Below are 13,690 nucleotides of genomic sequence, written 5' to 3'. Positions count from 1 at the left end.
CACTGTAGGTGGCATGGGTATCATGAGCAAAATTCTCGGGAACGGACAGCGCTCCACCGAGGACTACGTCGAACTGAACCTCGACGACTTCGACACCGCACAGGGCGAGGCGGGGATGACGGTCCACATCGCCGAAATCGCCGGCCAGCAGGACGTTATCGCCATCAAGGACGCGGTGTACGACGGCGACTTCGTCATCGCGGACATCACGCGACTCCGCACGCAGGACCGGACGGTCGAACACATCGTCGACGAACTCCAGCAGGTCGCTCGCGAAGTCGACGGCGACATCGTCCAGAAAGGCGACGACCAGCTCATCCTCGCACCGACGGGCGTCCGAATCGCGCGGCAGAAGCTGGACTGAACCGACCAGCGGGCGTTCCGTCAGTCGTCCGCGACGGGTTTCGCGGCCGTCTCGGCGAATTGGCGCTCGTGGGTCGCGTTCCGACTCGCGGCCGGCTTTTGCGCGTACCGACACCATCCGGGACCGTCGTACTCGTCGAAGTAGACGTAGTGGACGGCGAGTTCGCCGTGCCGGGCCTCGGGTGCCCGCTCGGTGACGAACGTGTCGAACGCGTCGTTCCAGCCGACGTGCGGCGAGACGAGGACGCCGCCGGGGGCGAGATGTTCCCACGCGAGGTCGAACTCGAACAGCATCCCCGTCTCCGAGTGCTCCGAGTCGTGGACGAACAGCTCTATCTCGTCCAGTTCCTCCAACAGCTGCGGCAGTTCTCGCTGCGGGCGTCCGGCGACGAGTTGCCACCGGTCTCGGAGACCGTCGGGGACGATCCATCCGGGTCGTTTGCCTCCCGGGAGGAGGTGGCTGCCGTCCTCACAGCAGGACGGACGGCGCCGCTCGTAGTGTCGTTTCGTCTCGGCGTCGAGTTCGTCGAACTGCGCCGAGCAGTCGATGGAGTACAGCGTGCCGTGGTCGTTCTCGTCGAGCGCGGCGAGAAGCGCGAGCGTCGAGACGCCGCTGTAGACGCCCGTCTCGACGACCGAAGCGGGTCGGAGTTTCCGGACGAGCGCGTAGTACCGGACGCACTCCTCCTTGTGGGAGTCGTATATCGGTTGTGAGTGCTCCTGCCACGCCTCGTACAACAGACCGGGGACCCGGCTCTGTTCGAACTCCGCTTCGTACGCCTCGAACTCCGCTCTGCTGTCGAAGAAGCGGTCGGCGAACGCCTCGCGGGAGCGCGCTTTTTGTTCGTACAGCGACCAGGACGCGCCGGGGTAGATCGTGTAGAAGCACCTCGTCGCCAGCGGCTTGGTCCACGAGGGGACGCTCGTGTACGCAGCGCGACGCATGTGGCTGAGAGACGGGACCTGCATACGTCTACGTCACGACCTACCTCATCATAATTAGATGCACCGTAGCAGCGTGTAATATTCGACTTCTCGGGCGGTACTGAGCCCCTGTACGCGTCGCCGCGAAGTCGGTGAGAACGTGGTAGAACGGACGGCTTCGACGGGTTCGGACGGGTCAGCGCCTGTGTTGCGAGGCAGCGACCGGTACGACCCGGTTAGTCGTCGGATACCGCTCGCGCTTCGAGCGAACCGGCGTCGTTCACGACGGGGGCGGACGGTTTTCTCGCGTACTTCCCCCATCCCGGTTCGCTGTGCTTGTCGAAGTGGACGTAGTGCTGGGCGACCTTCCCGTGTTCGGCGTCGGGCGCGCGCTCGGAGACGAACGTCTCGAAGGCGTCGTTCCAGGCGACGTGGTGCGAGAAGAGCATCCCGCCGGGGGCGAGGTGTTCCCACGCGAGGTCGAACTCGAACAGCATCCCCGTCCTCGAGTGCTCCGAGTCGTGGACGAACACGTCGATCTCGCCCAACTCCGAGAGGAGTCTCGGCAGTTCCCGCTGGCTGCGTCCCGCGGCGAACTCCCACCGACCGTGGAGTTCCTCCGGAACGATCCACCCCGGTTCTTTGCCGTCGGGGAGCAGGTGGCTGTCGCGCTGTGAACAGGAGGGGCGGCGCCGCTCGTACCGTTCCAGGTCGGTTTCGTCGGTCGGGTCCAGAAGCGACGAGTAGTCGATGGAGTACAGCGTGCCGTGGTCGTTCTCGTCGAGCGCGGCGAGCATCGCCAACGTCGAGACGCCGTGGAACACGCCCGTCTCGACGACCGTCTCCGGCTCGTACTTCCGAATGTACGCGTAGTACCGAACGCAGTCGTCCTTGTGGATGTCGTAGAACGTCTCGTCACCCAGCTCCTCGTACGCCCGCTTGAGGTTCTCGGCGATGACGCCGTTCATGAACTCCGCCTCGTACGCCTCGAGTTCGGCTTCGCTGTCGAAGAACCGCTCGATGAACGCTTGGCGGGTGATCTCTTTCTCTTTGAACGTCTTCCACGAGGCGTCGGGGTGGAGGACGTAGAACGCTTTTCGGACCGCCGGTTTCACCCAGCCGGGGGTGAGGTCGAATGACTTCTGTCGTGCGCGCTTGACGTGCCGAACCAGCATAGACGTGCACACGAGTCTCTCCACCAAAAGTACGCGCCGATGAATATCTCCATAGTCCGACGATTCCTTTCTACCGTCAAACAGTTTTTGCAGTATGTGGTCGTTTAGCGACTGTACCGGTGAGCGGATACACCAACTTCGGAGAGTCGGCGTCTCGGGAGCGACCACGCCGATTATCCTCGATCTCGGGTTCTGGAAGGGGCCGAATAATCGGTGTATTCTCGCCATTCCGTGCGAGTCGACACCACGCGGAACCGACGAGTATTCAGGTATCCCCGACATAGCGTGCTTCCAGATGAGTAAGGACTACATCGAGGTCCGAGGGGCCGAAGAACACAACCTCAAAGACCTCGACGTGCGCATCCCACGTGAAACGTTCACCGTCGTCACGGGGCTGTCGGGGTCCGGGAAGTCGTCGCTCGCGTTCGAGACTATCTACGCCGAGGGACAGCGCCGATACATCGAGTCGCTGTCGGCGTACGCCCGGAACTTCCTCGGGCAGATGGATAAACCGCAGGTCGAGTCCGTCGAAGGACTCTCGCCGGCGATCTCCATCGACCAGAAGAACGCCGCGAACAACCCCCGCTCGACGGTCGGAACCGTCACCGAACTCCACGACTACCTCCGTCTCCTGTACGCTCGCGTCGGCACGCCGCACTGTCCGGAGTGCGGCCGCGAGGTCGGCGAACAGAGCGCCCAGCAGATGGTGCGCCGCATCCTCGAACTACCCGAGGGAACGCGCGCGAAAATCGCTGCGCCGGTCGTCCGCGACCAGAAAGGCGCGTTCGAGGACCTGTTCGAGGAACTCGTCTCCGAAGGCTACTCCCGCGTCGAAGTCGACGGCGAGGAGTTCGACCTCGCCATGGAGAAGCCCGAACTGGACGAGAACTACGACCACACCGTCGACGTCGTCGTCGACCGGGTGAAACTCTCGGAGGAGGCGCGTTCGCGCATCACCGACTCCGTCGAGACGGCGCTCGAGGAGGCCGACGGCACCCTGAAGATAATCGTCCCCGACCCGCCGGCCGAAGACGAGTTCCACCTCGGGACCGAAGCCCGCGCGACGGGCGACCTCGCCGGCGGCGGCGACGAACGCCTCGTCGTCGAGTTCTCCGAGGAACTCGCCTGCACGCACTGTGGCATCGACTTCTCCGAGATCGAGACGCGGTCGTTCTCCTTCAACTCGCCGCACGGCGCGTGCCCCGAGTGCGAGGGCATCGGCAACACGAAGGAGATAGACCCGGAGCTCGTCGTCGAGGACCCCTCGAAGCCCATCAAACACGTTTTCGAGCCGTGGAGCTACAAGCGGTCGTACTACCGGACGCGCCTCGACTCGGTCGCCGAGCACTTCGGCGTCAGCGTCTCGACGCCGTTCGAGGAACTCGACGACGACGTGCAGCGGCAGTTCCTCTACGGGACGGACCAGCAGGTCGTCTTCGAGCGCCAGACGCGAAACGGCGTCCGCCGGAAGACGAAGCGGTTCGAGGGCGTCATCCCGAACCTCGAACGCCGCCACGTCGAGACGGAGTCGAAGGGGACCCGCGAGCACATCGAGGAGTACATGGCGGTAACGACGTGTCCGGCCTGTGACGGCACGCGCCTGAAACCCCAGTCGCGCTCCGTCTACGTCGACGGCACCGCCATCACCGAGGTGAACCGGATGAGCATCGGCGACGCGCTCGAACACTTCGAGAGCCTGGAGGCGGACCTCACCGACCGCGAGCGAACCATCGCCGAGGAGATTCTCAAGGAGATTCGCGCGCGACTCGGATTTATGACCGAAGTCGGTCTCGAGTACCTGACGCTCGACCGCGAGGCGTCGACGCTCTCGGGCGGCGAGAGCCAGCGGATTCGACTGGCGACGCAGGTCGGGTCGGGGCTCGTCGGCGTGCTCTACGTGCTCGACGAACCCTCCATCGGCCTCCACCAGCGCGACAACGACAAACTGCTCGACACGCTCGAAGGCCTGCGCGACCTCGGTAACACGCTACTGGTCGTCGAACACGACGAGGAGACGATGCGCCGCGCGGACAATATCATCGACATGGGCCCCGGCCCGGGCAAACGCGGTGGTGAGGTCGTCGTGCAGGGCGACTTCGACGACGTATGCGACGCCGACGGCTCCATCACGGCCGACTACCTCTCGGGACGGAAGGACATCCGAGTGCCCGAGACGCGCCGCGAGCGCGACGGCGAACTCACGGTCCGGGGTGCGCGCCAGCACAACCTCAAAGACCTCGACGTATCGCTGCCGCTGGGTACCTTCACGGCCATCACGGGCGTCTCGGGCTCCGGAAAGTCGACGCTCATCCACGACATCCTCTACAAGGGGCTGGCCCGCGAGATGAACAACAACACCTCCGTCGACCCGGGCGACCACGACGCCATCGAGGGAATCGACCAGATAGAGACGGTGCGACTCATCGACCAGTCGCCCATCGGTCGGACGCCGCGATCGAACCCCGCGACGTACACCGGCGTCTTCGACTACGTCCGCGAACTGTTCGCGGAGACGAAGCTCTCGAAGCAGCGCGGCTACGAGAAGGGTCGCTTCTCGTTCAACGTCAAGGGCGGCCGCTGCGAGGAGTGCGGCGGCCAGGGCGACGTCAAAATCGAGATGAACTTCCTCTCGGACGTCTACGTCCCCTGCGAGGAGTGCGGCGGCAAACGCTACAACGACGAGACGCTCGACGTCACGTATAAGGGCAAGACCATCGCCGACGTGCTCGCGATGGAAGTCGACGAGGCGTACGAGTTCTTCGAGGCGAACTCGCAGATTCGCAGACGCCTGCAGTTGCTCAAGGACGTCGGCCTCGGCTACATGACGCTCGGACAGCCGTCGACGACGCTCTCCGGCGGGGAGGCCCAGCGCATCAAACTCGCCGAGGAGCTCGGCAAGAAGGACACCGGCGACACGCTGTACCTGCTCGACGAACCGACCACCGGTCTGCACAAGGAAGACGAACGGAAGCTCATCGACGTACTGCACCGGCTCGTCGACAACGGCAGCACGGTCACCGTCATCGAACACGAGCTCGACCTGGTGAAGAACGCCGACCATGTGCTCGACCTCGGCCCCGAGGGAGGCGAGAACGGCGGCGAAGTCGTCGCGGCCGGGACGCCCGAGGACGTCGCCCGCGAGGAGTCGTCGTATACGGGACGTTACCTCCGCGACCTGCTCCCGGCCGTCGAGATCGACGGACCGCGCGCGGACAAGCGCGAACCCGCGAAACCGACGACCGACGACTGAACGGGCTCGGAGACCCGTCGCTCCGAAGGGGGCGAACAGCCGGCGAAACGATTCTTCCCGCGGGGGGTTCGCCGGACACCCGCCTCGGCCCCGCCGCGGCACGCCGCTACACCGACGCGAACTGGCCGCCTTCTCGGTGATAAACTCTCGTCGAGACGACGATCCGGGCGAGCGCCGGCGCGCTTATTTGCACCGCGCTCAAATCGCGTGGTATGACAACACAGTACGCAGCGCTGCGGAACGTCCTCCTCGTCGTCCGCGGTGGGCCGGGTGAGTGGCTCGTCGACAAGCGGTTGGCCGACCACGACATCGAGTGCGTCGCCGCGGTTCCCGACGGTCGGGTCGCGTTCTGCGGCACCTTCGACGCGGGTCTGTGGCGGACCGACACCGAGGGACAGACGTGGCACCGCGTCGGCGACGAGACGCTCACCGACCCCGTGATGGCGGTGGCCGTCGACCCGACCGACCCCGAACGCGTCTGGGCCGGAACCGAACCGAGCGCCGTCTATCGGTCGACCGACGGCGGCGACACGTGGGAGCAGTGCGAGGGGTTGACCGACCTCCCCTCGGCGGAGGAGTGGTCGTTCCCGCCGCGGCCCGACACGCACCACGTCCGCTGGATAGAGATAGACCCCTCGAACGCCGACCACCTCTACGTCGGTATCGAGGCGGGCGCGCTGGTGCAGACGCGCGACGGCGGCGAGACGTGGGAGGACCGGGTGCCGTCGGCGCGCCGGGACAACCACAGCCTCACCACGCATCCGGATGCACCCGACAGGGTCTGGTCGGCGGCGGGCGACGGCTACGCCGAGAGCGACGACGGCGGCGAGACGTGGGACCACCCGCAGGAGGGGCTCGACCACCGCTACTGTTGGAGCGTCGCCGTGGGACGCGAGGCGAGGAACGTGCTCGTCTCGGCGGCCAGCGGCGCTCGGTCGGCGCACAACGCCGACGCGGCCGAGTCGTACGTCTACCGCCGCCGAAAGGGCGAGAACTGGACTCGTCTCGACGGATTGCCGACCGGAAAAGGTGTGACGCGACCGGTGCTCGCGACCGACGACAACGGCTCGTTCTACGCGCTGTCGAATCGAGGGCTCTTCCGCTCGCAGAACAGCGGGAAGTCGTGGAACCGCGTCGACATCCCGTGGCCGGAAGCGTACGAGACGCAGACGGCGCGCGGGTTGGCCGTGATAACGGAACCGTAGGCCGACCGCCGGGCGACCCGAACCGAGAAGGTATATAGTCGTTCGGCGGGTCACTCACGACCGATGTACGATTTCGTCGTGGTCGGCGTCGGTCCCGCCGGCGCGCGCTTCTCCCGACGCGCCGCCGAGGCGGGGTACGACGTGCTCGCGCTGGAAAAAGGGGAGGTCGGTACCCCGCTCGCCTGCTCGGGGCACGTCAGCACCGACATCTGGGAGTACGTCCCCGACGCGGCGAAAGAGGGGCTGTTTCAGAACCGAATCTACGGCGCGAACTTCCGCGTCGGCGGCCCCGACAGCGACGCGAACCCCTTCTACAAGGACGAGGAGATATCGAACGTCATCGACCGCGTCGAACTCGACCGGACGCTCGCCGAGGCGGCCCGCGACGCCGGAGCCGACGTGCGAGAGGGCCACACCGTCACCGACGTCCGGGAGCGCGCCGACGGCGTCACCGTCGCGGCGAGCGTCGGCGGCGACGAGGAGACGTTCGAGGCGAAGATGGTCGCCGGTTGTGACGGCCCCGTCTCGAAAGTCCGCCGCGAAGTCGGCCTCCCGGAACCGGGCGAGTTGCTCCACGGAGTTCTCGCGTTCGACGACGAACCCGACCACGGCGACTTCGTCGACGTGCACCTCACCGTCCCGCGCTTCTTCGCGTGGCGCATCCCTCGCGGCGACGCGGGCGTCGAGTACGGCCTCGCCGCGCCGCCGGGCAAAGAAGTACGGGAGATGTTCGACGTGCTGACCGACACCTACGACGTGGAGACGAGCCACTTCTGTTCGGGCGCGATTCCCATCGGACCGCCGCCGTCGGTCACCTCGCGGCGGGTGTTCCTGATCGGGGACGCGGCCGCGCAGACGAAACCGTTCACCGGCGGCGGTATCCTCTACGGCATGACCGCCGCCGACCACGCGGTCCGCGAGATAGACCCCGACCGCCCGCGCACGCTCGGCGCGTACGAGACGGCGTGGCGGTCGGACCTCTCGAAGGAGATACGACTCGGCCACTGGGTGCGACGGGCGTACTCGCTGCCCGAACCCGTCCAGCGCGCCGGACTCCGGGCGCTCTCGGGGAAGATCGGCGTCCACATGGACCGGCCGTCGTCGCTGTTCTCCGTCGAGCAGTTGAAGGCGTTTTTCTCGTAATCGTCCGAGTCGGGGCCGTCCGCTTACCGCGCGAGTTCCTCGTACGTCGGCAACCGTCCCGAGCGGTCGCTCCCGTCGACGAACGGCAGTTCCGTCCGGGTCGCCGGCGTCTCCTCGCCGTCGACGCGGACCGACAGGTCGGTCGCTTCGACGTCGAAGTCGACGAGCGCGAGCGCGACGGGTCGGTCGAGCGTTGGGCTGTCGACGGCGCGAGTGACTTCGCCGACGGAGGCGTCGTCGTCGAACACCGCCGCTCCCGCCTCGGGCAGCGAATCCGGAAGCAGGCCGACGAGGCGCTTGCTCGGACGCCCGCGGTTTTCGACCTTCGAGACGACCTCCTGGCCGACGAAGCAGCCCTTCGAGAAGTCGAGCGCGTTGCGGACGCCGAGGACGTTCGGCAGGCGGCCGTCGAGTTCAGTGGCGAACAGCGGCGTGCCGGCCTCCGTGGTGAGCGTCTCCCACGTCCGGTAGCTGAACGGGACGGCGTTCATGCCGTGGACGAGCAACGTCGCGAACACGTCGGGTGCGTCGGCGGCGGCGCAGACGACCTCGTATCCCTCCTCGCCGGTCGGTGCGTCGGCGGCGACGACGGTGACGCCCGCGTCGCCCATCGACCCGCGGACGAACGAGAGGTGCGGTTCCGGCGCGCCCGCGCCGTTGAGCACGGACGCGACTTTCTCCGTCGACCGGGGACCGTGAACGCCGAAGACGCCGAAGTCGGCGGAGGCGTCCCGAATATCGACGTCCTGGATGAACACCTTCTCCTGCCAGTCGGCGACGAGCGACTCGGTCACCTGCGGGGCCGTGAAAAGCAGCAGTCGCTCGCCGGCGTTGTAAATGTACATGTCGGCCTCGATGCGGCCCTGCGGGTCCAAGAGGAGCGCGTACGTCCCCTCGCCGTCCTCGCGGGGGACGCGGTTCGAGACGACGTTGTCGACGTACTCGATTCGGTCGTCGCCGTCGACGACGACGACGCCGTATCCCATCTCGATAACGCCGACGCCGTTTCTGACCGCTTTGTGCGTGCGCTCGGGACGACCGTAGTGGGCGACGACGCGGCGGTCGTCGCGGGTCTCGTAGGTCGCACCGTGGTCGTCGTGGAGGTCTCCGACGAGAGTCATCGCCGGACGTAGGTCGGCGCGCCGTAAAAACGGTGTCCACCCGAGTTCAGAGTCCGAGTCGGTCCCGAACGGCGTCGAGGAGGCTCCGGTCGTCCTCGACGGCCTCGTCGGCGTCGGGGACGACGCGGTCGGCGGGCATGATGAGGACTCGTTCGTTCGTCTGGTCGACGGTGATGAGACTGTCTTCTTTCAACTCCCCGAGTGCGGACTCCAGCGTGTCGATGTCGGCGTCGACCGCCGCTCGCAGTTCCAGAACCGTCATCCCGTCGTCGGCTCGGTCGACGAGCGCGTCGAGTACCGCGACTTCCACGTCGCCTCTGTTGCGATACTCCCGCTTGGTTCTCATATGCTATGCATTCTCCGCGATTGGCTTACCGTTACCGGCGGGCCCGCCGACCGTCGCGGCGGGAGGGCCGTCGCTCCGACCGTCGAGTTCGGACGGCGACCGGAACGCTCACACTCGGACGGCGACCGGAACGCTCACGCACTCCGTCGGTGTCGGCTGTCCGTCAGACGCCGAGGGGGTAGTTTTTAGTGACGGAGGTTGGAAGTCCCGCCAATGGGACTCAGGTGTCTGCTCGGCCACGACTTCGGCGAACCGGAGTTAGAGCGCGAGCGGGAGGAGAACGGCGAAGAGATGGTCGTCACCATCCGCGAGGTGAAAACCTGCATCCGCTGCGGCGAGACGCGGGTCGTCAGCGAGAACAAGGAAGTTACGGCCGTCCCGGGCGCCGAATCGGCGCTCGACGACCCGGGAGCCGACGAGTTCGCCGCCGAGACGGAGCTCACCGGCGACACGATAGAGGAGCAGTTCGACGACGACGACGAGTTCGAGCCGCCGGAGAGCGCCGAGGAGGACGACGGGATCATCCTCGACGACGGAGACGACGGCCCGGAGCAGGAACCCGAGCGTCGACCGGGCGAGTGGCCCGAGGCGAACGTCGGCGACGACGGCGACGACCGGATGCCGACGGTCGAAGAGGTCGAGGCAACGAGTCAGGACGGCGCGGACGACGCGGACGCCGGGGTCGATGCGACGACCGAGACCGACGCGACGTCGTGGCCGGCGGTCGACGGCGAGGACGAAGGGTTCGACGCCGAGCCCTCCGACGGGACGTCGACGGACGTGACGTTCGGCGGCCTCGCGCCGGAGCGAAGCGACTACGACACCGAGTACGAGGGCCACGACGGCTACGACGCCGAGTTCATCGCCAACGGCGACGAGCAGCTCAACGGCGCGAACGACACCGCCGACGGGTTCACGCGCGCCGAGAGCGCGGCCGTCGAACTGGAGACCGAGAGCAGCGACGTCCCGACCGAGTACGTCTGTCCCGAGTGCGGGCTCACCCGTCCGTCGAACGGAAGTTCGCTCCGGGCGGGCGACATCTGCCCGGAGTGTCGCCGGGGCTACATCGCCGAACGCGAGCGGTAAACGAGGCTTTTTTCCAGCGGACGAGGGCGGCGACGAGCGTGACAAATAACCCGTCAGCCGCTCACACGGGTATATAGGACGGACTCGGACGAAACAAGTAAACCATCCCCTCGCAAACGGTGGCGCATGAAGCAGTACAAGATGCGACGCGGCGAGACGCTCGAGGAGAACGCGCCGGACCTCAAAGCGACCATCGAGGAGTACTTCGGACCGGTCACGGGCACCGAGGAGCACGACGGTCACGAGCTGTACGTCGTCGGCGACCCCGACAACCCGGTGTTCGAGCGAATCGTCGCCGGCGCGGCGACGTTCAGCGGGAAGAAGGACCAACTCGCCGTCCACTTCGAGGAGCGCGACGCCGCCGAGGTCATCGCCGAAGGCAACGCCGACGCCGCCCAAGACGCCGTCAGCGCCAAGAACGACTTCCTGCTCGAAGTGACGGGCCGGGACGCGAAGTCGCGCCGCGAGTCGATGAAGCGCGCGGTCGAGGACGACGCGCCCGACGTATAACGACCTTTTACTCTGCGCTCGGGCGGCGAAGCCGCCCTCGCTCGGTAAAAGCTCGACCAAAAGCACAGCGTCACCCCCTCAGGCGCTTCGCGCCTTCGAGGGTTCCTCGGCCCACTCGCTCGGGCTAGCGCCCTCGCTCGTGGTAGAACCCCTGGCGGCGACCCTCCACCGCCGGTCGTCGCCCGTTGCTGTGCCGCGAAGCGACCGTAGGGAGCGAGCGGGCTGAGGAGCGAAGGGAGGCGGCGAAGCCGCCGAACTGAGCGACGAATGCTTTTGGTCGAGCTTTTGCCGAGGGCTGCCGAAGGCAGCCCGCAGCGCAAAAGGTCGTTTCAGAGCGTTTCGGGAAGCCACCCGCCGTCGACTTCGACGTTCTCGCCGCTGATGTAACCGCTGTCCTCGTGGAGGAAGAACAGCATCGCCTGCGACATGTCCTCGAACGAGGCGGGGCGGCCCCGCGGCAGTTCGTCGGGGAACTCGTCGGAGTTCTCGACGACGTACGGCGAGACGGCGTTGACCGTAATCTCGGTGTCTTGAGTGTCGGCCCCGAGCATCCGCGTGAACATCAGCACGCCCGTCTTGGCGACGAAGTACGGGAAGTTCTTCGGGTAGACGAGCGCCTTCTCGCTGCCCGCGTAGCCGACGTTGACGATGCGACCCCAGCCGGCTTCTCGCATCCCCGGGAGCGCCCGCTTCGAGCAGAGAAACGTCCCGTAGAAGTTCGTCTCGACGACGCGCTGCCAGGTGTCGAACTCGATGTCCTCCCAGTGCGAGGGCGCGAAATCACCGACGTTGTTGACGAGAACGTCGACGGTGCCGAGGTCCGACTCGACCGCCGAGAACAGGTCGTCGACGCCGTCGGGGTCGGTCACGTCGCCCTGTACCGTCGTCGCCGAGACGCCCCGACTTTCGGCGGCGGCGGCGACGTCTTCGGCTTCGGCGGCGCTCGAGTGATAGTGGACGGCGACGTCCGCCCCGCAGTCGGCCGTCGAGAGCAGCAGTTCTCGGCCGATGCCTTTCGCGCTGCCGGTGACGAGAGCGGTACGACCCGAGAGGTCGGGAGTGAGCATACCGATACGTGGGCGGCCGCGAGCAAAAGTGTGGACCGTCGCGGAGTAATCTACATGTGTCGTGAGAACGATTGCCATCGTAGAGCGCCGCATAGCACACAAATGTTTATTCGACACCGAGTAAATCCTTCGTCACTTTTAAGTCGAGAACGTGACTACCGCTAGTCATGGCAATAGACACAGTTCTGCTGGCAGTCGGTGCCGGAGACGCAGAGCGCATCGACCGACTCGGCGAGGTCGCCGTCGACATCGCCGGACCGACCGGCGCGACGGTCGTCCTCGGACACGTCTTCACCCGACAGGAGTACGACGAGACGCTCGACAAACTGGCGTTCGACCAGACCGCCGAGGAGGTCTCGCCGGACGACGTGGCCTCGCGTCACGCGACGATACGCGACCTCACGAAGATTCTCGACGAGGCCGGCGTCGAGTACGACGTTCGCGGCGCGGTGGGCAAACACGGGACGAGCATCGTCGACCTCGCTTCGAGCGTCGGTGCCGACCAGATTATCGTCGGCGGCCGCCAGCGCTCGCCGACCGGTAAGGCCGTGTTCGGCAGCACCGCGCAGGAAGTCATGCTGTCGGCACCGTGCCCCGTGACGTTCGTCCGCTCGGAGGACTGAGCCGACCTCGGGGCGAACGAGGCGAACACTCATTCGGCTCCGTGTGGCGCACACCCACATGGAACACGAGATCGAGTTCGCTCCGTCGTTCACACTGCTGACGCTCTCGCTGGACTCCGGTGAGACGGTCCGTACCGAAGCCGGCGCGATGGTCAGTTACGACGATGGCATCGACATCGAGACGGGTGCCGACGGCGGCCTCTTCGGGTCGCTCAAGCGGAGTCTGTTGGGCGGCGAGAGCTTCTTTCAGAACACGTTCACCGCCCGCGAAGCCGGGGAACTGTCGCTCGCGCCGCCGCTTCCCGGCGACATCGCGGACTACCGCCTCGACGGCGAGACGCTGTTCGTGCAGTCGGGGTCGTATCTCGCCTCGGGCAGAGACATCGAACTGGACACGCAGTTCGGCGGCGGTCGATCGTTCTTCGGCGGTGAAGGACTGTTTCTGCTCCGTCTCGACGGAACCGGTCCGGCGTTTCTCTCCAGTTACGGCGCGATTCGGGAGAGAGAACTGAAAGAGGGGGAGAAGTACACCGTCGACACGGGCCACATCGTCGCGTTCGAGGCGACGACGACGTTCGACGTTCGCGCGGTCGGCGGCCTCCGTTCGACGCTGTTCAGCGGCGAGGGGCTGGTCTGCGAGTTCGAGGGTCCCGGTCGGGTGTGGACCCAAACCCGGAGTCCGGACGCGCTGCTCACGTGGCTGATTCCGAAGCTGCCGACGAACACTGCAAGTAGTAACTAAGCTCCGAGTACGGTGTTATTCGGTACCGCTAGACGTTCGTTAGGGAGCCCCTACGGGCAGATTAAGCGACATAACCGCCGCCATCTGACGTATCGAATCTGTGCAGTTAAGTGGCGGGACGGTGGTTGTGAGTAC

Annotated in this window: 13 protein-coding genes; 8 read left to right on the top strand and 5 right to left on the bottom strand. The window is 66.2% G+C overall.

The features are described from left to right. The first annotated feature begins 13 nt into the window (after positions 1–13). Positions 14–364 (top strand): cell division protein SepF, encoded by a 351-nt coding sequence (gene sepF / locus FCF25_RS08765; protein WP_117592948.1) that lies wholly within the window; start codon positions 14–16, stop codon positions 362–364. Positions 365–384: 20 nt separating this feature from the next. On the opposite strand, the gene FCF25_RS08760 is transcribed toward sepF, so the two are convergent. Then, the gene (locus FCF25_RS08760; RefSeq protein ID WP_137048232.1) at positions 385–1,332 is read right to left on the bottom strand and encodes an O-methyltransferase; all 948 of its coding nucleotides are present in this window, start codon (positions 1,330–1,332) and stop codon (positions 385–387) included. A 191-nt stretch (positions 1,333–1,523) separates the two neighbouring features. Continuing rightward, positions 1,524–2,462 (bottom strand): class I SAM-dependent methyltransferase, encoded by a 939-nt coding sequence (locus FCF25_RS08755; RefSeq protein ID WP_168191226.1) that lies wholly within the window; start codon positions 2,460–2,462, stop codon positions 1,524–1,526. Positions 2,463–2,757: 295 nt separating this feature from the next. Between FCF25_RS08755 and uvrA the strand changes: the two genes are divergently transcribed. From uvrA to FCF25_RS08740, 3 genes are all read left to right on the top strand, one after another. Then, complete coding sequence (gene uvrA, locus FCF25_RS08750) at positions 2,758–5,712, top strand: excinuclease ABC subunit UvrA (protein ID WP_117592955.1); 2,955 nt, start codon at positions 2,758–2,760, stop codon at positions 5,710–5,712. Between the two features lie 212 nt (positions 5,713–5,924). Further along, positions 5,925–6,917, top strand: a complete 993-nt coding sequence (locus tag FCF25_RS08745) for a hypothetical protein (protein WP_117592957.1) — start codon at positions 5,925–5,927, stop codon at positions 6,915–6,917. Positions 6,918–6,980: 63 nt separating this feature from the next. Further along, positions 6,981–8,060 carry a geranylgeranyl reductase family protein gene (locus FCF25_RS08740; protein ID WP_117592959.1) on the top strand — a complete coding sequence of 360 codons (1,080 nt, stop codon included), beginning with the start codon at positions 6,981–6,983 and terminating at the stop codon, positions 8,058–8,060. A 23-nt stretch (positions 8,061–8,083) separates the two neighbouring features. Here the strand turns inward: FCF25_RS08740 and FCF25_RS08735 are convergent, their stop codons facing one another. Both FCF25_RS08735 and FCF25_RS08730 read right to left on the bottom strand, forming a co-directional pair. Next, positions 8,084–9,181: an aminomethyltransferase family protein gene (locus FCF25_RS08735; protein ID WP_137048229.1), complete on the bottom strand. Its 1,098-nt coding sequence runs from the start codon at positions 9,179–9,181 to the stop codon at positions 8,084–8,086. Positions 9,182–9,227: 46 nt separating this feature from the next. Continuing rightward, a complete protein-coding gene (locus tag FCF25_RS08730; RefSeq protein WP_137048227.1) occupies positions 9,228–9,527 on the bottom strand; it encodes a DUF6432 family protein in 300 nt (99 codons plus the stop codon). Positions 9,528–9,740: 213 nt separating this feature from the next. On the opposite strand from FCF25_RS08730, the gene FCF25_RS08725 reads away from it, so the two are divergent. Together FCF25_RS08725 and FCF25_RS08720 are read left to right on the top strand one after the other, a co-directional pair. Further along, positions 9,741–10,613 (top strand): oxidoreductase, encoded by an 873-nt coding sequence (locus FCF25_RS08725; protein ID WP_137048225.1) that lies wholly within the window; start codon positions 9,741–9,743, stop codon positions 10,611–10,613. A 126-nt stretch (positions 10,614–10,739) separates the two neighbouring features. Continuing rightward, positions 10,740–11,123 (top strand): DUF5611 family protein, encoded by a 384-nt coding sequence (locus FCF25_RS08720; RefSeq protein ID WP_117592970.1) that lies wholly within the window; start codon positions 10,740–10,742, stop codon positions 11,121–11,123. A 329-nt stretch (positions 11,124–11,452) separates the two neighbouring features. Here FCF25_RS08720 and FCF25_RS08715 read toward each other — a convergent pair whose 3' ends face one another. Then, positions 11,453–12,190, bottom strand: coding sequence for an SDR family NAD(P)-dependent oxidoreductase (locus tag FCF25_RS08715; RefSeq protein WP_137048223.1), 738 nt, complete (start codon positions 12,188–12,190; stop codon positions 11,453–11,455). A gap of 167 nt (positions 12,191–12,357) precedes the next feature. Between FCF25_RS08715 and FCF25_RS08710 the strand changes: the two genes are divergently transcribed. After that, positions 12,358–12,813, top strand: coding sequence for a universal stress protein (locus tag FCF25_RS08710; protein ID WP_117592975.1), 456 nt, complete (start codon positions 12,358–12,360; stop codon positions 12,811–12,813). Between the two features lie 58 nt (positions 12,814–12,871). Next, on the top strand, positions 12,872–13,555 hold the full coding sequence (locus FCF25_RS08705) for a TIGR00266 family protein (protein WP_137048222.1): 684 nt from the start codon (positions 12,872–12,874) through the stop codon (positions 13,553–13,555). Positions 13,556–13,690: the final 135 nt, after the last annotated feature.

It is taken from the genome of Haloprofundus sp. MHR1 (assembly GCF_005155585.1).
Classification (GTDB): domain Archaea; phylum Halobacteriota; class Halobacteria; order Halobacteriales; family Haloferacaceae; genus Haloprofundus; species Haloprofundus halophilus.
The sequence above is the reverse complement of the archived record's forward strand: the minus strand, read 5'-3'. Positions and strand labels throughout refer to the sequence as shown.